Consider the following 17,198-nt stretch of genomic DNA (forward strand, 5'->3'; position numbering starts at 1 on the left):
CACGTCGTTGATTTGCGGCGTCGCCGTTATGGAGCGACGGTGATCTTCGCGGCGAGGTCGAGCGCTGCGGCGCGATCTCGCACCGCGTCGAGGGTCTCCGGCGTCGTGCCGCGGGGGAGCGTGAGGAAGAAACTCGGCTCGGTCAGCGGTTGCTGCGAACTCGCGCGACAGTGCGTGGGCACGACGTCGGTGGGCAGCAGCGCCACCAGATCCTGATAGGGCGCGAGCGCGCGCAGCGAGTCGTGGGCGTCCCAGGCCAGATTGCACGGCGGTGCGGACACGGACAGTCGTACCAGTCCGGCGGGTTCCTCCGCGACGAATGCGTCGAGACGCTCGGCGAGCGGGTAACCGTCGGCAACGGTGTCGGCTGTCACCGAGTCGGCCCACAGGTGCAGGTCGGTCACGGTCGGATCGGCGGCGACCAACGCCCGCGCGCGCTGCACCCAGTGCCCGAACGTCGAGGCGTCGCCCGTGCGCGGCTCATCGGATCCTGGAATCACCGTGAGCGTGACATCGGCGATGTCCGACGTCGCATTCCGGGATGGAATCGTCACGCGAATGCGATGTTGGCCGACCTTCTCGTCGACTCGATGCCCGGCGAGTGTGCGGATCGCCTGCGTCGCCTGCGCGTCCGACAGGCCGCTCCGCAAGGTCACGGACGAATCCACTGATTCCGCCGTCGGCAGGCTGTTGTTCGGCCGCACGGTGAACGTCTCGACGGCTGGCTGCGAGGCCAGGAACTCCGTGTACCGATCGGCGAACGCATTGGCGTTATTGCAGGCGACGGCCATCGGGACCACCGCTGTGAGCAGCGACGCTGCCCACAGCGCCTTCATCCTGCCGGCAAGCGAGGCTGACATGGCTTCCAGCCTAGGACGGGTCGATGCCGTGTGCGCCGAAGACGGTGCACGCCGGGCCGGCGTCGGCTGACTCGACCGGAATTGTCGTACCCCCTCGTTATAATAGAACACACGAACGAAGCGCTGGTTGGGAAGGGCACTATGACAGCCGAAACTGTTGTTCCGACGGACGCTCCGATCGACTTGCCCGCCGAGGGGCGGGTCGGCCCGGCAGGCTCGGAAGAAGGCCAAGGCGTGCACGCGCGTCCAGTTGGCGCCGCTCGACACCATCGTCGAGGGGCTGTGCGACCACGATCCCCGCACCAAGGATCAGCAACGTGCCGCCGCCGCGTGCGCACGGCAGCTCGGCCTGACGTTGGTCTGCGAGTGTGGTCGCGCCGACTGCGCTGCCCGGGTCTCCGACGAGGAGATCGCGGACCGCGATGATGTTGCCGTGCGCGAACTCGATCTCGACGCGGTGGCGGTCCAGGGGGCTGTTCGGGCAGTGCACAACGCCTGGCTGCGACCGTGCCGCTTGGAAGTGCGACCTCGACCACGTCGTCGAGGATCACGAATCGCCAACAGGCGCTCAAGACCTGGCTCCTGCCGGAGATCGGCCACCTGCAGTGCCGCCACGGTGTACCGGTCGCGCCGGGCGAACCGCGCGGGGACGAGCCACAACGTTCCCGTATCCGGGTCGAGGCCAAGCACCGCTACCGGACCCGGGTCCGTGCGGCCAACCGCCGTGCGCGGATTGCCGAAGCGGCGTCGCTCGCAGCGGAGTTCGCCGGTTACGGTGAGCCGCCGTTCTAGTCTCCGGTGCAGGACACCAGCGCGGCACCGGGCATGTCCGACGCGACGACTAACCTGGGTGCCGTGGCAGATCCGTCGACCTACCGCCCGGCCGCGGGCACCATTCCTACCGATCCCGGCGTCTACAAGTTCCGGGATCAGCATCGTCGTGTCATCTACGTCGGCAAGGCCAAGAATCTGCGGCAGCGCCTCACCTCGTACTTCGCCGATCTCGCGGGACTTCATCCGCGGACCCGGCAGATGGTCACCACTGCGGCGTCCGTGGAGTGGACCGTGGTCGGCACCGAGGTCGAAGCGCTCCAACTGGAATACAACTGGATTAAGGAGTTCGACCCACGGTTCAACGTCCGCTACCGCGACGACAAGACCTATCCGATGCTCGCCGTCACCCTCAACGAGGAGTACCCGCGGGTGTTCGTCTACCGCGGCCCACGCAAACCCGGTGTCCGCTACTTCGGGCCGTACTCGCATGCGTGGGCCATCCGCGAGACCGTTGATCTGCTGACTCGGGTCTTCGGGGTGCGGACCTGCTCCAAGGGCGTGTTCCGGCGGAGTGAACAGATGGGCAGGCCCTGCCTGCTCGGCTACATCGACAAATGCTCGGCGCCGTGCGTCGGTCGGGTCTCTGCTGCGGAGCATCGTGAGATCGTCGAAGACTTCTGTGACTTCCTCGCCGGTCGGACCGACGGCTTGATCCGGAAACTCGAACGCGAGATGGCGGCGGCCGCCGAAGAGCTCGACTTCGAGCGCGCGGCCCGCCTGCGCGACGACGTGTCGGCACTGCGGCGAGCCATGGAGAAGCAGGCCGTCGTCCTGGGGACCGGGACCGACGCCGACGTGATCGCCGTCGTCGGCGACGAACTGGAGTCGTCGGTCAAGATGTTCCACGTCCGCGACGGCCGGGTCCGCGGTGAGCGCGGGTGGGTGGTCGAGGTGCAGGAGAACGCGACGCTCGCCGACCAGGTGGGTGCGTTCCTGCTGCAGTTCTACGGTGCCGAGAGCGAGATGAGCAGCGGTATCCCCCGCGAAGTCCTGGTGCCCGCGTTGCCGGACGACGCCCCCGAGTTGGAGGCGTGGCTCACCGAGCAGCGAGGATCGCACGTCAGGCTGCGGGTGCCCCGGCGCGGGGACAAGCGCACGCTGATGACCACCGTCGAACTCAACGCCACCGAGGCACTGGCGCGACACAAACTGCAGCGGGCGGGCGACCTCACATCGCGATCCGCGGCGCTCACCGATCTGCAGGAGGCGCTCGGCCTCGACGACGCACCGCTGCGGATCGAGTGCATCGACATCTCGCACGTCCAGGGCACCGACGTCGTCGCCTCCCTGGTGGTCTTCGAGGACGGAATCGCGCGCAAATCCGATTACCGGCACTACTCGATCCAGGAGGCCGCGGGGGACGGGCACTCCGACGACGTCGCATCGATCGCGGAGGTGACGCGCCGTCGTTTTGAGCGGCACCGCAACGGCGCCATCACACCCCCGCCCGACGGCCCGGCGTCGGGCGAGACGGCCGCGGACAACGAGACCACGTCCCGCAAACCGAAGAAGTTCGCGTATCCGCCCAACTTGTTCGTCGTCGACGGCGGGGCGCCGCAGGCGCACGCGGCCGCCTCCGTGCTCGACGACCTCGGCGTCACCGATGTGGCCGTGGTGGGTCTGGCGAAACGACTCGAAGAAGTGTGGATTCCGGGCGATGATGAGCCCGTGATCCTTCCGCGCAACAGCGAAGCCCTCTTCCTGCTGCAGCGCGTGCGCGACGAAGCGCACCGATTCGCGATCACCTTCCACCGCAGCAAACGCAGCAAACGCATGACGGCGTCCGCCCTGGACGGCATCGCCGGGTTGGGTGCGGGACGTCGGACTGCGCTCGTCACTCACTTCGGCTCGGTGGCCAACCTGAAACGAGCGAGTGTCGACGAGATCGCGGAGGTCAAGGGCATCGGTCCCGCGACAGCGCAGGCCGTTCGTGATGCACTCGATGACGACAACGCTTCCGGCGCCGACGCGCAGCCGAGAACCGACACGGAGGAAACTGTAAGTTGACTGATTCGGAGAGCCGCACCACCGTGCTGTTCGTCACGGGCATGTCGGGCGCCGGCCGCACGTCGGTCGCGAACGTCCTCGAGGACGACGGCTGGTATGTCAGCGACAACGTCCCGATCTCCTTGATCGCCACCCTGGTGGAGATGGTCCGCAGCAGCGAGCTCGGTGCGCAGCGGATCGCGATGGTGGTCCGCGGGGGAGACCCGTCGTTCGGGGACGAGATGCAGCAGTTGCGTCGTGAACTCGAAGACGGCGGAGCCCGCACGTCGATGATCTTCGTCGACGCCTCCGACGACGTCCTGGTCCGTCGATTCGAACAGGTGCGACGACGACATCCGTTGCAGGGCAATGGAACTCTCGGTGAAGGGATCGCCGCCGAGCGGGCGATCATGGACCCGGTCGCGCATGCTGCGAACACCGTGATCGACACGTCGAACCTCAGTTCCACGCGACTGCGGTCGATCGTGGAGAACGCCTTCCCGAGTGTCGCCGGCCGCAGGCTGTCGATCGCCGTCCAATCGTTCGGGTTCAAGTACGGACTGCCCATCGACTGCGACCTCGTCGTCGACGTCCGATTTCTGCCGAACCCGTTCTGGATCCCGGAACTGCGCGAGCACAACGGGCGCGACCCGCAGGTCCGCGACTACGTGCTCCGGCAGGACGACGCCGCCGAATTCCTGGACCGATACGTCGATCTGGTCGGGATCGTCGGCCGTGGCTACCTCCGCGAAGGCAAGGGCTACATGACGCTCGGCGTCGGCTGCACCGGCGGCAAGCACCGCAGCGTCGCGATGTCCGAGGACCTGGCGCGCCGCCTGTCCGAGGCGACCGACGCCGACGGCGCGCCCCTCTACGACGTGGAAGTGACCCACCGCGACCTGGGGCGCGAATGAGGATCGACGGTCTGAAGGCGACGGCTCTCGGCGGCGGTCACGGCCTGTTCAACACGCTCACTGCGCTGCGCTATCTGACAGCTGACGTCACGGCCGTCGTCACCGTCGCCGACGACGGCGGATCGTCGGGCAGACTGCGCGCCGAACTCGGGCAGATCCCGCCGGGCGACCTGCGGATGGCGCTCGCCGCCCTGATGGGCGCGCCGGCGGCTCTGGAGGATCGACGGCGCACCGATCCGCGGGCCGCCGAACGCCACGAGCGGTGGGCGCAGATGCTGCAGCACCGCTTCGGCGGCTACGGGGCGCTCGCCGGCCACCCGATCGGCAACCTGCTCCTCAGCGGGCTCGCCGAGATGACCGGCGACGTGGTGGCCGCCCTGGACCAGCTCATCGATCTGTTCGACGTCGACGGCCGGGTGCTCCCGATGGCGAACGTTCCGCTGGTGATCGAGGCCGACGTGTCGGGGCTGGAATCAGATCCGCGCGTCAGCCGGGTGATCCGCGGGCAGGTCGCGGTCGCGACCACGCCGGGAAAGCCGCGCCGGGTGCGACTGATCCCGGAGGCACCGGGCGCGTGTCAGGTCGCGACCGAGGCGATCCGCGCCGCCGACGTGGTCACCCTCGGTCCCGGGTCGTGGTTCTCCAGCGTGATCCCGCACGTTCTGGTCCCCGAGCAGCTCGATGCGCTCCGGACCACCTCGGCCCGAAAGATGCTGTTCGTCAACCTGGTCGCCGAGCCCGGCGAGACGACGGGCTTCTCTGTGGAACGGCACCTGCACGTGCTGCACGCGCACGCGTCGAGCCTGCGGGTCGACGACGTGATCGTCGATGCGGCGTCGGTGCCCGCCGGCCTCGAACGCGAACACCTGGAGCGGGCCGCCGACCGGTTCGGCGCGCGGCTCCGCGTCTCCGACCTGTGCGTACCCGGAACGGGGGTGCACGATCCAGCCAAAACGGCCGCGACGATGGCGGCCCTGATCAACGAGAATTGACCGTCGGTAAGATCGATCCGAGTCGTCCCGCCGTCGGCGGAGGTCGTTGACCTTTCAGCAGCGGTGAGGACCGGGGGATCTACAGGGGACAGGAGGCGTTGCACCGTGGCTATGACGGGTGCAGTCAAAGATGAGTTGAGCCGGTTGTCGGTGACGCAAGTCAGTTGCCGCAAAGCCGAGGTGTCGGCGCTGCTGCGTTTCGCCGGGGGGCTTCAGATCGTCAACGGTCGTGTGGTGGTGGAAGCCGAGGTCGACCTCGGCAATGTGGCGCGTCGGTTGAAGTACGAGATCCACGGCCTGTTCGGATACAACGCCGAGGTGGTGGTCCTGCGGTCCGGCGGAGTGCGCAAAGGCGCCCGCTACATCGTCCGCATCACCAAGGACGGTGAGGCACTGGCCCGCCAGACCGGGCTGCTCGACATGCGCGGGCGGCCGGTGCGGGGACTGCCCGCACAGGTGGTTGGCGGCAGCATCGGCGACGCCGAGGCCGCGTGGCGCGGGGCATTCCTGGCGCACGGCTCGCTGACCGAGCCGGGCCGCTCCTCGTCCCTGGAGGTCAGCTGTCCCGGACCGGAGGCGGCGCTGGCCCTGGTCGGTGCAGCTCGCCGGCTGGGCGTCGCGGCCAAGGCCCGCGAGGTGCGCGGCAGCGACCGCGTCGTCATCCGCGACGGCGAGGCGATCGGCGCACTCCTGACCCGGATGGGTGCGCACGACACCCGCTTGGTGTGGGAGGAGCGACGGATGCGTCGGGAGGTCCGGGCCACGGCCAATCGCCTCGCCAACTTCGACGACGCCAACCTCCGCCGCTCGGCTCGTGCCGCCGTCGCGGCCGCAGCCCGGGTGGAACGGGCCCTCGCGATCCTCGGCGACGACGTCCCCGACCATCTGGTGGCCGCGGGACGGCTTCGCGTGGAGCACCGCCAGGCCTCGCTCGAAGAACTCGGCCAGCTGGCCGATCCGCCGATGACGAAGGACGCCGTCGCCGGTCGTATCCGTCGCCTGCTGTCGATGGCCGACAAGCGCGCCCGCACCGACGGCATCCCGGACACCGAATCGGCTGTGACGGCGGAGCTCCTCGACGAGGCCTGAGCTCTGCTCTCGGCCGATGAGGTGACCGACACCCTAGCCCCGACATGTGACCTTCCGGTGACCTGGCGGGCCGCGACGTTTAGGCTGGGTGGAGCGGGCCGGTACGAGAACCGCCGGCTCTACACTCACCGCTAAGGAGCAACTTGTGACTGTTCGGGTAGGCGTCAACGGCTTCGGCCGCATCGGCCGCAACTTCTTCCGCGCCGTCGAGGCGCAGAAGGCGCTCGGAACCACCGACATCGAGATCGTCGCCGTCAACGACCTGACGGACAACGCCACGCTGGCTCATCTCCTCAAGTTCGACAGCATCCTGGGCCGTCTGCCGCAGGACGTGCACCTCGAAGGCGACGACACCATCGTCGTCGGCGACATGAAGATCAAGGCTCTCGAGGTCAAGGAAGGCCCGGCAGCGCTGCCGTGGGGCGACCTGGGCGTCGACGTCGTCGTCGAGTCGACCGGCATCTTCACCGCTCGCGCGAAGGCTCAGGGTCACCTCGACGCCGGTGCCAAGAAGGTCATCATCTCGGCTCCGGCCTCCGATGAGGACATCACCATCGTCATGGGCGTCAACGACGACAAGTACGACGGCAGCCAGAACATCATCTCCAACGCCTCGTGCACCACGAACTGCCTCGGCCCGATGGCCAAGGTGCTCAACGACGAGTTCGGCATCGAGCAGGGTCTGATGACCACCATTCACGCCTACACGCAGGACCAGAACCTGCAGGACGGCCCGCACAAGGACCTGCGTCGCGCTCGCGCCGCCGCCGTGAACATCGTTCCGACCGGCACCGGCGCCGCCAAGGCCATCGGCCTGGTTCTTCCGGAGCTGCTCGGCAAGCTCGACGGCTACGCACTGCGGGTGCCGATCCCCACCGGTTCGGTCACCGACCTCACTTCGGAGCTCAAGAAGTCGGCGTCCGCCGAGGACATCAATGCCGCCTTCAAGGCCGCTGCGGAAGGCCCGCTCAAGGGCATCATGAAGTACTACGACGCGCCGATCGTCTCGAGCGACATCGTCACCGATGCGCACTCCTCGCTGATCGACGCGGGCCTCACCAAGGTCATCGGCAAGCAGGCCAAGACCGTCTCTTGGTACGACAACGAGTGGGGCTACTCGAACCGCCTCGTCGACCTCATCGGTCTGGTCGGGAAGTCCCTCTAGGAATCGTGACGGAAAGCATCATGGCAGTTCGTACTCTGGAAGACCTTCTGGCCGAAGGAGTCTCGGGCCGCGGCGTGTTGGTGCGCTCGGATCTGAACGTTCCGCTCGACGGCGGCACGATCACCGACCCGGGGCGCATCATCGCGTCCGCTCCGACCATCGCGAAGCTCGTCGACGCCGGGGCCAAGGTCATCATCACCGCACATCTGGGTCGCCCCACGGGCGAGCCGGACCCGGCGCTCTCGCTGGCGCCGGTCGCTGCACGACTGTCCGAGGAACTGGGCCGCAACGTCCAGCTCGCGGGCGACGTGGTGGGCTCCGACGCGCTCGCGCGTGCCGAGGGACTCACCGACGGCGACGTCCTGCTGCTGGAGAACATCCGCTTCGACGCTCGCGAGACCAGCAAGGACGACGCCGAGCGGATCAAGCTCGCGAAGGCGCTCGTCGAGCTGGTCGGCGACGACGGCGCCTTCGTCTCCGACGGATTCGGCGTCGTGCACCGCAAGCAGGCGTCGGTCTACGACGTGGCCACGCTGCTCCCGTCGTACGCGGGTGATCTGGTCGCGACCGAGGTCGAGGTCCTCAAGAAGCTGACCTCGGACGTCGAACGTCCCTACGCGGTCGTTCTCGGCGGCTCGAAGGTGTCCGACAAGCTCGGCGTCATCGACGCACTCGCGCCCAAGGTCGACACCCTCGTCATCGGCGGCGGCATGGCCTTCACCTTCATCAAGGCGCAGGGCAGTCCGGTCGGCGACTCGCTGATGCAGGAAGACATGATCGACACCTGCAAGGGTCTGCTCGATCAGTTCGGCGACGTGATCCACCTGCCGCACGACATCGTCGTCGCGAGTGCGTTCGCCGCCGACGCCGACACCAGCATCGCGAAGACCGCCGACGGGTTCACCGAAGGCATGGGCCTGGACATCGGTCCGGGCACCGTCGAGCGATTCGCCGCGGTCCTGCGCGGCGCCAAGACGATCTTCTGGAACGGCCCGTCGGGCGTGTTCGAGTTCGAGAAGTTCGCCGCAGGCACCCGCGGGGTGGCCGAGGCGATCGTCGAGGCCACGAAGGACGGCGCGTACAGCGTCGTCGGCGGTGGCGACTCGGCGGCGGCGGTGCGCGCCCTGGGAATCCCGGATGAGGCGTTCTCGCACATCTCGACCGGCGGCGGTGCGTCGCTGGAGTACCTGGAGGGCAAGGAGCTCCCCGGGCTGGCAGTGCTGGAGGTGCAGTCGTGAGCAGGACCCCGCTGATCGCAGGCAACTGGAAGTGCAATCTGAACCACTACGAGGCCATCGCGCTGGTTCAGAAGATCGCGTTCGCGCTACCGGAGAAGTACTTCGAGAAGGTCGACGTGACGGTGATCCCGCCGTTCACGGACATCCGCAGCATCCAGACGATCGTCGACGGCGACAAGCTGCTGCTCACCTACGGTGCGCAGGACCTGTCCGAACACGATTCGGGCGCGTACACCGGTGAGATCAGCGGCGCCTTCCTGGCGAAGCTGGGCTGCACCTTCGTCGTCGTCGGACACTCCGAGCGGCGCAGTCTGCACGGTGAGACCAACGAGGTCGTGCTGGCCAAGACCAAGGCTGCGCTGCGTCACGGGCTCACCCCGATCGTCTGCATCGGCGAGGGCCTGGACGTCCGCGAGGCCGGTGAGCACGTCTCCTACAACGTCGAGCAGATCAAGGCCTCGCTGGCCGGCCTCTCGACGGAGGAGATCGCCAAGGTGGTCGTGGCGTACGAGCCCGTGTGGGCCATCGGCACCGGCCGCGTCGCGAGTGCGGCGGACGCTCAGGAGGTCTGCAAGGAGGTTCGCGGCGCCGTCGCGGAACTGTCCGACCAGGCGACCGCCGACGCGGTCCGGGTCCTGTACGGCGGATCGGTGAACGCCAAGAACGTCGGTGAGCTCATCGCTCAGGCCGACGTCGACGGCGCGCTCGTGGGTGGAGCCTCGCTCAAGGCCGACGAGTTCGCTCAACTGTCGGCGATCGCCGCGGGCGGTCCGCTGCTGTAGAGCGGGACACGCGCCGCAACACGGCCGAAGAACCCGCGCGGGTGGTTGCGTTCGTCGTCGCCGCCATCGCGTAGACTGTGGCAGGTTGCCTCCCGACGGGGGCGACCTGCCACTGTTGTTTGCGGACCTTCGTTGAGGCGGACCGCATCGACAGCCCGAAGCTCTCGACGAACAGGATCATCCACCCGTGACTATCGCGCTCAACGTCGGCTTGATCATCACCAGCGTGATGCTGATCGTTCTGGTGCTGCTGCATCGTGCCAAGGGCGGTGGCCTGTCGTCGCTGTTCGGCGGCGGCGTCCAGTCCAGTCTCTCGGGTTCGTCGGTCGTCGAGAAGAACCTCGACCGCCTGACCGTGTTCGTCGGCATCATCTGGCTGATCCTGATCATCGGCGTGGGCTTGGACATCAAGTACACCTAGGGTGACGCCTGCGCCGACGTGACGCGACGCGCACGTCGGAACACACAGCCTTTCCTGGCCGTCGAGACTCGTCTCGGCGGCCAGTTCGCATCGGCCGCATCGCGCGCGTGGTTACAGTACTGACGTGCACCTCATCGCAACCTATGTGGCCGTGGTGTTCGCGTGCGGTCTGGTGGCGAAGGTGGTCCGTCTCCCGCCGCTGATCGGATTTCTCGGCGCAGGATTCCTCCTCGAAGCCTCTCATGTGGAGAAGATCACCGGGGTCGACGAAGTCGCTGAGATCGGTGTGATGCTCCTGCTGTTCGCGATCGGGCTGCAGCTCGATGTGACGTCGCTGATCAAGAAGGAGGTGTGGCTCAACTCGGGGCTGCACATCATCGTGATGAGCGTCGTCGGCACAGGCTTCGTCGCGGGGCTGATGGCACTCGGGTTCGTGGCGCCGGAAGACTTCCGCGTGGCTATCGCGATCGCGGTGGCGCTGTCGTTCTCCAGCACCATCGTGGCGGTCAAAGTTCTACAGGAGCGCGGCGACGAGCAGGCCCTTTATGGGCGGATCGTCATCGGTGTGCTGGTGATGCAGGACATCGCCGCGGTGGTCCTGATCTCGGCGTCGAGCGGAGAGATGCCGAGCCCGTGGGCGCTGGGCCTGGTGGTGGTGCTGCCGCTGATCGGCTGGGCGGGCAAGTACTGGTCGCGGATCGGGCACGGCGAGATGGAGATGCTGTTCGGCATCGGCATGGCGCTGATCCCCGGGTACCTGCTGTTCACCTCGGTGGGCTTGTCCGGCAGTCTCGGTGCGCTCATGATGGGCGTCCTGCTGGCTCGACGCCCCGGGGCCGACCAACTGTCGAACGCCCTGTTCCGGGTCAAAGATCTCCTGCTCGTCGCCTTCTTCGTCTCCATCGGCTTCCACGGCATCCCGACGTGGGCCAACGTCGCCGTCGGACTGAGCCTCCTACTGCTGGTTCCGGTCCAGGCGTTCTGCTACTGGGGACTGCTGTGGTTGTTCGGCCTGCGCAACCGCACCGCGGTGCTGGCCACTCTCGCGCTCGCCAACTACTCGGAGTTCGCGCTGATCGTCGCCGAACTCGGGGCGGAGGACGGCTGGCTGTCGGAGAGTTGGCTGCTGACCCTGGTGATCGCGGTGTCGGGCGGGTTCGTCCTCGCCGGTGTGATGAATCCGACGAGCGTGTCGGCCGTCTCGGCGTTCGCGCGCAGGCTTCCCACCCGGCCGCCCGAACGGATTCACCCCGAGGACCGGTTGATCGACATCGGCGACGCCGAGGCGATCGTGCTCGGGATGGGGCGCGTCGGATCGTCGGCGTATCGGCAACTCTCACAGGAGCACGGTTACCGGGTCCTCGGCGTGGAACACGACCCGAATCGGACCAAGCAGCTCGTCGATCGCGGCTACCAGGTCCTGGAGGCCGATGCCACCGACTACGACTTCTGGGCGCGCGTGGTCGACACCGGCAACATCAAGGTGATCATGCTGGCGATGCCCGCGCAGTACGCGAACATCGAGGCGTTGCGCGAACTCCGGCGGGTCGGCGACGGTGAGGCGGTGGTGGCGTCGGTCGCCCTGTATCGGGAAGACGTCCAAGAACTCGAGGACATGGGAATCGACGTCGTGATCCTGCTGTACCACGGTGCGGGCGAGGCCCTCGCCGACCGCGCCGTGGCCGCCGCCGACGGCGATCCTCCGCCCCGCACGGAGTCGGACCGGCCCGTCGGGCGGCACCAGCGGGATCCGCGGGCGCACGGCAGGCACGAGGCCACCACGCGCTGGACCGGAGCACGCGAAGCGCGGGTGCGTGACGATCTCCGGTCGGGCGACGGGTGAGGCGTCCCCAAAGTACGTTGGTGGCATGGCAGATACTGGATCGTCTCCCGTGACCGACATGCCCGACACCGATGCGATCGCGCGGGCGATCGCTACCCCGATGGTCGAGCGGATCAGCGTCGACGACGCCGGGCGCGCCCTGACCGAACCGCTGCGCGACGACATCCGGTATCTCGGCGGGCTGCTCGGTGACGTCATCCGCTCACACGCGGGCGAGGAGACCTTCCGCCTCGTCGAGGACTCCCGCACGGATGCGTTCGGCATCCGCTACGCCGACGTGACGCGGGACGATCTCGCGGCACGCTATGTGGGACGTGAGGTGTCCGAGCTGATGTCGGTCATCCGGGCGTTCACCAACTTCGCGCTGCTGGCCAACCTCGCCGAGGATCTGCACCGAGAACGACGCAGGCGGATTCACCTGCGCGCCGGGGATCCGGCTCAACCGTCGTCCCTGGCCGCGGCGTTCGCCGAACTCGCGGAGGCCGGCCTGACCGGCGCCGAGGTCGCGGCGGCACTCACCGGCGCCGAAGTGGTGCCGGTGATCACCGCGCATCCCACCGAAACCCGCAGGCGCAGCGTGTTCGACGCCCAGAACCGCATCACCGAGTTGATGCGCGTGCGCGCCAGAACAGAGCTCACGCCCAGCGAGGAGGCCGCGCTGTCGGCCGATATCGGCAGGCAGATCCTCCTGCTGTGGCAGACCGCGCTGATCCGGCTCCGTCGACTCACCATCTCCGACGAGATCGTGACCGGACTCCGGTACTACGGCGCCTCGTTCTTCGACGTGGTGCCCGCCCTCAACAACGACGTCCGGGCGGCGCTGGCCAGCGCCTATCCGGACGCCGATTTCAGCGGGATGTCGATGATCAGCATGGGGTCGTGGATCGGCGGTGACCGAGACGGCAATCCGTTCGTGACGGCCGACGTGGTCACCGAGGCGTCGTCGAGCGCCGCGCGCGCCGCCATGCAGCACCATCTCGAGCAACTGTCGGCGCTGCACCAGGAGCTCAGTCTCTCCGCGCGCCTGATGCGACCGGTCACCGCCTCGTTGACCGCCCTGGGCGTAGGGTTCGCACCCGGCGACGAGCCGGCCGACACCGACGACGAGCCCTTCCGGTCCGCCGTCACCGCCATCCGATCGCGGGTGCTGGCGCGAGCACTACAGACGCTCGGCGCCGACGTCGTGGATCCGGCAGACCGTGCCCTCGCGCACGCCGCCCGGCCCTACGCCGACGCCGACGAGTTCCTGGCCGACCTCGACGTGCTCGACGACGCGCTGCGCCAGGCGTTCGACGGGCCCATCGCCGATGATCGCCTCGGAGCGCTCCGCGAAGCGGTTCGTACATTCGGGTTCCATCTGTCCGGACTGGACATGAGGCAGAACTCCGAGACACACGAGGAGGTGGTCGCCGAACTGCTGTCCTGGGCCGGCGTCTGCGACGATTACGCAGCACTCGGCGAGGCGGAGCGCGTCGAGTTGCTGTGTCGCGAGCTCACCTCCCGCCGCCCGCTCACCTCGCCCGAGGCCGAGCTCAGCGAGCTCGCGGTGAAAGAACTCGGAGTGGTCCACGCGGCCGCGGGCGCCGTCGACCGGTTCGGCCCACGCGCCGTGCCCAACTACATCATCAGCATGTGCACGTCGGTGTCGGACATGTTGGAAGCGCTGATCCTGTTGAAGGAGGCCGGCCTCTATCAGCCGGGGGAGACGCCGTCGTGCAGCGTTCGTGTGGTGCCGCTGTTCGAGACGATCGAGGATCTCCGCGATGGCGCCGCGACCCTGACGGCCACGCTCGCGCTCGACTTCTATCGGGAACTCGTTCGGACGCAGGCCAATACGCAAGAGGTGATGCTCGGGTACTCCGACTCGAACAAGGACGGCGGATACCTGGCCGCCAACTGGGCGCTGTACCGTGCCGAGCTGGACTTGGTCGAGGCGGCGCGCGACGCCGACGTGCGGCTGCGCCTGTTCCACGGCCGTGGGGGCACCGTCGGCCGAGGCGGCGGACCGAGCTACGACGCGATCCTGGCCCAGCCGCCGGGGGCCGTGCAGGGTGCACTCAGGTTGACCGAACAGGGCGAGATCATCGCCGCGAAGTACGCCGAGCCGGTCAGCGCTCGACGCAATCTGGAATCGCTCCTGGCCGCCACCATCGAATCGTCGCTGCTGAACACCGAGGGGTTGGCCGATCCCGCGCAGGCGTACGCCGACTTCGACGAGCTCGCCGAGCTGGCTCGTCAGTCCTACAGTGCGCTGGTGCACCAGACGCCCGGGTTCGTCGAGTACTTCACCGCATCGACACCGCTGTCGGAGATCGGCGCACTGAACATCGGCAGTCGGCCGACCTCGCGGAAGCAGACCACGGCGATCAGCGACCTGCGGGCCATCCCGTGGGTGCTGTCGTGGACCCAGTGCCGCGTGATGCTGCCGGGGTGGTACGGGGTCGGCAGTGCGGTGCAGGCGTGGGCGGGCGACGACGCCGAGCGGCTCGCGAAGCTCCGCGACTACTACGAGAACTGGCCGTTCTTCCGGTCCGTCATGTCGAACATGGCGCAGGTGCTTGCCAAGTCCGACATGGGTCTGGCTCATCGCTACGCCCAGCTGGTGCCCGATGCCGATCTCCGCGAGCGGGTCTTCTCGATGATCGTCGCCGAGCACGAGCGCACCATCGCCGTCTACGCGCAGATCGCCGGAACCGACGACCTCCTCGCAGACAACGCCGCACTCAAACGCTCGGTGTACAACCGGTTTCCGTACCTGGAGCCGCTGAACCTGCTGCAGGTGGAACTCCTCCAACGATTCCGCGCGGGGGAGGACTCGCCGCTGATCCGCCGCGGAATCCAACTGACGATGAACGGTCTCGCGACCGCGCTGAGGAACAGCGGGTAGCCGGGGGAACAGCGGCGAGACGGTCTCGCGGGCTCGCTACAGCACCGCTTTGAGGAACTCCCGAGTCCGTTCTTCGCGGGGATCCTCGAAGATCTGCTCGGGAGGGCCCTCTTCGGCGATGCGTCCGGCGTCGAACATCAGGACTCGGTCGGACACCTCGCGCGCGAAGCGCATCTCATGCGTCACGATCAGCATGGTGATGTCGGTGCTGGTGGCGATGTCGCGCAAGACCGCGAGGACGCCGTCGACCAGTTCCGGGTCGAGCGCGGAGGTCACCTCGTCGAGGAGCATCACCTGCGGGCTCATCGCCAGACAGCGCGCGATCGCCACGCGCTGCTGCTGACCGCCGGAGAGCTGGTGCGGATGCGCGGACTCCTTGTCGCTGAGGCCGACCATGTCCAACAACACCTTCGCCTGTTGGACCGCCTGGTCGCGGGTCTGGCCCAGCACATGGACCGGGGCTTCGGTGATGTTCTGCAGCACGGTCATGTTCGGGAACAGATTGAACTGCTGAAACACCATCCCGATGTTCTTCCTGGCCTCCCGCAGCGACTTCTCCTTGGCGGGCACCAACCGCGTCCCGCGGTACTCATGAGTGAGCGGCTTCCCGTCGACCCAGATCACGCCGTCGGAGACGGTCTCGAGGGTCATGAGCAGACGCAGGATGGTCGTCTTCCCGGAGCCGCTCGGTCCGATCAAGGTCACCTTGTCGCCGCGGTCGACCGAGAAGTCGAGGTGGTCGAGGACGGTGTGCGAACCGAAGCGCTTGACGACGTCGTCGAACCGGATCATGGCGGCAAGGGTTGCGTCATCGCGGGGCAAGGCGTTTCTCCAGTCGTCGGATGAGAACCGAGGTCGGGTAGCTCGCGATCAGGAAGAACGCGCCGGCGAGCGTGAAGGCTTCGAGGAACGCGAAGTGCGCGGCGCCGAACGTCTGCGCAGCAGTCACGAGCTCGACCACGGAGATGGTGAAGAGATAGGGCGTGTCCTTGAACATCGACACCGCGTTGTTGCCGAGTGCGGGCGTGGAGTTCCGGACCACCTGCGGCAGGATGACCGCACGCCACGTGCGCACCGGCGGCAACGACAGGGCTCGGGCCGCTTCCCACTGACCCGCGGGAATCGCCTCGATGCCTGCGCGATAGACCTCCGCCATATAGCTCGAGTAGTGCACGCCCAGGACGGTGAAACCGATGGTCAGCGGCGACAGGCCGGGCACCAGGATGAAGATGAACAGCAGCTGCATGACCAGTGGCGTGAGTCGGATGAACTCGATCACCGCATGCACCGGAACGGCGAGCCAGCGTGGCCCCGATCGGCGGATCACGGCGATCACCAGGCCGAGCACGGCCGCGATGGCGAACCCGATCAGCGTGGCCAACAAGGTGATCTTGAAGCCCTCGGCGAGGACCGGCAGCGCGTCGTTCGCGCGTTCCCAACTCCAGTCCATCAGAGACTCACCCCGCCCCGAACGGTGTCGGCAGACGCCGGGCGGAAGCGCAAAACCTCCCGCAGCGACGGACCGCGGCCCAGTCGATGCTTGGCGCGCGCCTCCGCCAGATTGATCAGCAGCGAGACCAGATAGGCCAGAACAAAGTAGATCACCAGACCGATGCCGAACGAGAAGATCGTCGCGCCGGTGGTCTTCTGCAGATCCACGATGCCCGCCGTCAGGTCCTGCAACGTGATGAACGAGGCGAAGGCGGTGCCCTTGAGCAGGTGGATCAAGAAGTTCCCGAGCGACGGGATCATCATGGCCCACGCCTGCGGGAACACCACCCGCGTCAGCCGCTGGCGTGCGTTGAAGTTCAGCGCCACCGCGGCTTCGAGCTGCCCGGCAGGCACCGCGTCCAGCGCGCCGCGGACCACCTCGGCGCCGTAGGCCCCGTAGTTGAGACCCAGCGCCAGGACGCCGCAGAGCATCGGGTCGAGCTGGTAACCGAACAGCGGCAGGACGTAGAACAACCAGAACAACTGCACGACGAGTGACGTGCCTCGGAAGAACTCGATCAGGACCCGTACCACGAAGCGGATCGGCAGCGACCGGACCCGGACGGCGGTGCCGAGCACGACGGCCAGCAGGAAGGCCAGGAGGCCGCCGCCCGCGGTCAGTTCGATGGTCACGACGATGCCCCGCCACAGCGATGGCAGGGCATCGACGAGTGCGTCGATGTTGGTACTCACCGA

15 protein-coding genes are annotated in these 17,198 nt (G+C 67.6%); 11 read left to right on the plus strand and 4 right to left on the minus strand.

The window, feature by feature from the left end; translation table 11 throughout:
• Nucleotides 1-26: 26 nt before the first annotated feature.
• A complete protein-coding gene (locus GH2_RS18815) occupies nt 27-860 on the minus strand; it encodes a hypothetical protein (protein ID WP_157086152.1) in 834 nt (277 codons plus the stop codon).
• 507 nt (nt 861-1,367) lie between these two features.
• Between GH2_RS18815 and GH2_RS18825 the strand changes: the two genes are divergently transcribed.
• From GH2_RS18825 to ppc, 11 genes are all read left to right on the plus strand, one after another.
• On the plus strand, nt 1,368-1,652 hold the full coding sequence (locus GH2_RS18825) for a hypothetical protein (protein WP_066171783.1): 285 nt from the start codon (nt 1,368-1,370) through the stop codon (nt 1,650-1,652).
• Nucleotides 1,653-1,715: 63 nt separating this feature from the next.
• Nucleotides 1,716-3,701, plus strand: a complete 1,986-nt coding sequence (uvrC, locus tag GH2_RS18830) for an excinuclease ABC subunit UvrC (RefSeq protein WP_066171918.1) — start codon at nt 1,716-1,718, stop codon at nt 3,699-3,701.
• 41 nt (nt 3,702-3,742) lie between these two features.
• Nucleotides 3,743-4,594, plus strand: coding sequence for an RNase adapter RapZ (gene rapZ / locus GH2_RS18835; protein WP_066171920.1), 852 nt, complete (start codon nt 3,743-3,745; stop codon nt 4,592-4,594).
• Nucleotides 4,591-5,586: a gluconeogenesis factor YvcK family protein gene (locus GH2_RS18840; RefSeq protein WP_066171785.1), complete on the plus strand. Its 996-nt coding sequence runs from the start codon at nt 4,591-4,593 to the stop codon at nt 5,584-5,586. The genes rapZ and GH2_RS18840 overlap by 4 nt, the downstream gene beginning before the upstream one ends.
• Nucleotides 5,587-5,691: 105 nt before the next feature.
• A complete protein-coding gene (whiA, locus tag GH2_RS18845; protein ID WP_066171787.1) occupies nt 5,692-6,675 on the plus strand; it encodes a DNA-binding protein WhiA in 984 nt (327 codons plus the stop codon).
• 145 nt (nt 6,676-6,820) lie between these two features.
• On the plus strand, nt 6,821-7,840 hold the full coding sequence (gene gap, locus GH2_RS18850; protein ID WP_066171791.1) for a type I glyceraldehyde-3-phosphate dehydrogenase: 1,020 nt from the start codon (nt 6,821-6,823) through the stop codon (nt 7,838-7,840).
• A gap of 20 nt (nt 7,841-7,860) precedes the next feature.
• Nucleotides 7,861-9,078 (plus strand): phosphoglycerate kinase, encoded by a 1,218-nt coding sequence (locus tag GH2_RS18855; RefSeq protein ID WP_066171794.1) that lies wholly within the window; start codon nt 7,861-7,863, stop codon nt 9,076-9,078.
• Nucleotides 9,075-9,860 carry a triose-phosphate isomerase gene (tpiA, locus tag GH2_RS18860; protein WP_066171796.1) on the plus strand — a complete coding sequence of 262 codons (786 nt, stop codon included), beginning with the start codon at nt 9,075-9,077 and terminating at the stop codon, nt 9,858-9,860. Before GH2_RS18855 ends, tpiA begins: the two co-directional genes overlap by 4 nt.
• A 187-nt stretch (nt 9,861-10,047) precedes the next feature.
• Nucleotides 10,048-10,281 (plus strand): preprotein translocase subunit SecG, encoded by a 234-nt coding sequence (gene secG, locus GH2_RS18865; protein ID WP_066171800.1) that lies wholly within the window; start codon nt 10,048-10,050, stop codon nt 10,279-10,281.
• 124 nt (nt 10,282-10,405) lie between these two features.
• A complete protein-coding gene (locus GH2_RS18870; RefSeq protein WP_084247631.1) occupies nt 10,406-12,124 on the plus strand; it encodes a cation:proton antiporter domain-containing protein in 1,719 nt (572 codons plus the stop codon).
• A 58-nt stretch (nt 12,125-12,182) separates the two neighbouring features.
• Nucleotides 12,183-15,011, plus strand: a complete 2,829-nt coding sequence (ppc, locus tag GH2_RS18875; protein WP_066171921.1) for a phosphoenolpyruvate carboxylase — start codon at nt 12,183-12,185, stop codon at nt 15,009-15,011.
• A gap of 36 nt (nt 15,012-15,047) precedes the next feature.
• On the opposite strand, the gene ehuA is transcribed toward ppc, so the two are convergent.
• From ehuA to ehuC, 3 genes are read right to left on the minus strand one after another with little or no spacing between them, the layout of a single operon-like run.
• Complete coding sequence (ehuA, locus tag GH2_RS18880; protein ID WP_066171803.1) at nt 15,048-15,803, minus strand: ectoine/hydroxyectoine ABC transporter ATP-binding protein EhuA; 756 nt, start codon at nt 15,801-15,803, stop codon at nt 15,048-15,050.
• A gap of 16 nt (nt 15,804-15,819) precedes the next feature.
• Nucleotides 15,820-16,461, minus strand: a complete 642-nt coding sequence (gene ehuD, locus GH2_RS18885; RefSeq protein WP_066171805.1) for an ectoine/hydroxyectoine ABC transporter permease subunit EhuD — start codon at nt 16,459-16,461, stop codon at nt 15,820-15,822.
• Entirely contained in the window at nt 16,461-17,195 is a 735-nt protein-coding gene (gene ehuC, locus GH2_RS18890; protein ID WP_066171807.1) for an ectoine/hydroxyectoine ABC transporter permease subunit EhuC, read from the minus strand. Before ehuC ends, ehuD begins: the two co-directional genes overlap by 1 nt.
• Nucleotides 17,196-17,198 lie beyond the last annotated feature (3 nt).

Origin of the sequence: Gordonia hydrophobica NBRC 16057 (assembly GCF_001592365.1) — a bacterium.
Taxonomy (GTDB): Bacteria; Actinomycetota; Actinomycetes; order Mycobacteriales; family Mycobacteriaceae; genus Gordonia; species Gordonia hydrophobica.

What these genes read in the sequence shown, in the direction of transcription:
- GH2_RS18815 (WP_157086152.1), bottom strand. Translation starts at nt 860, where the DNA reads ATGTCAGCCTCGCTTGCCGGCAGGATGAAGGCGCTGTGGGCAGCGTCG.
- rapZ (WP_066171920.1), top strand. Translation starts at nt 3,743, where the DNA reads ATGTCGGGCGCCGGCCGCACGTCGGTCGCGAACGTCCTCGAGGACGAC.
- GH2_RS18840 (WP_066171785.1), top strand. Translation starts at nt 4,591, where the DNA reads ATGAGGATCGACGGTCTGAAGGCGACGGCTCTCGGCGGCGGTCACGGC.
- GH2_RS18855 (WP_066171794.1), top strand. Translation starts at nt 7,861, where the DNA reads ATGGCAGTTCGTACTCTGGAAGACCTTCTGGCCGAAGGAGTCTCGGGC.
- ppc (WP_066171921.1), top strand. Translation starts at nt 12,183, where the DNA reads ATGCCCGACACCGATGCGATCGCGCGGGCGATCGCTACCCCGATGGTC.
- ehuA (WP_066171803.1), bottom strand. Translation starts at nt 15,803, where the DNA reads ATGATCCGGTTCGACGACGTCGTCAAGCGCTTCGGTTCGCACACCGTC.
- ehuD (WP_066171805.1), bottom strand. Translation starts at nt 16,461, where the DNA reads ATGGACTGGAGTTGGGAACGCGCGAACGACGCGCTGCCGGTCCTCGCC.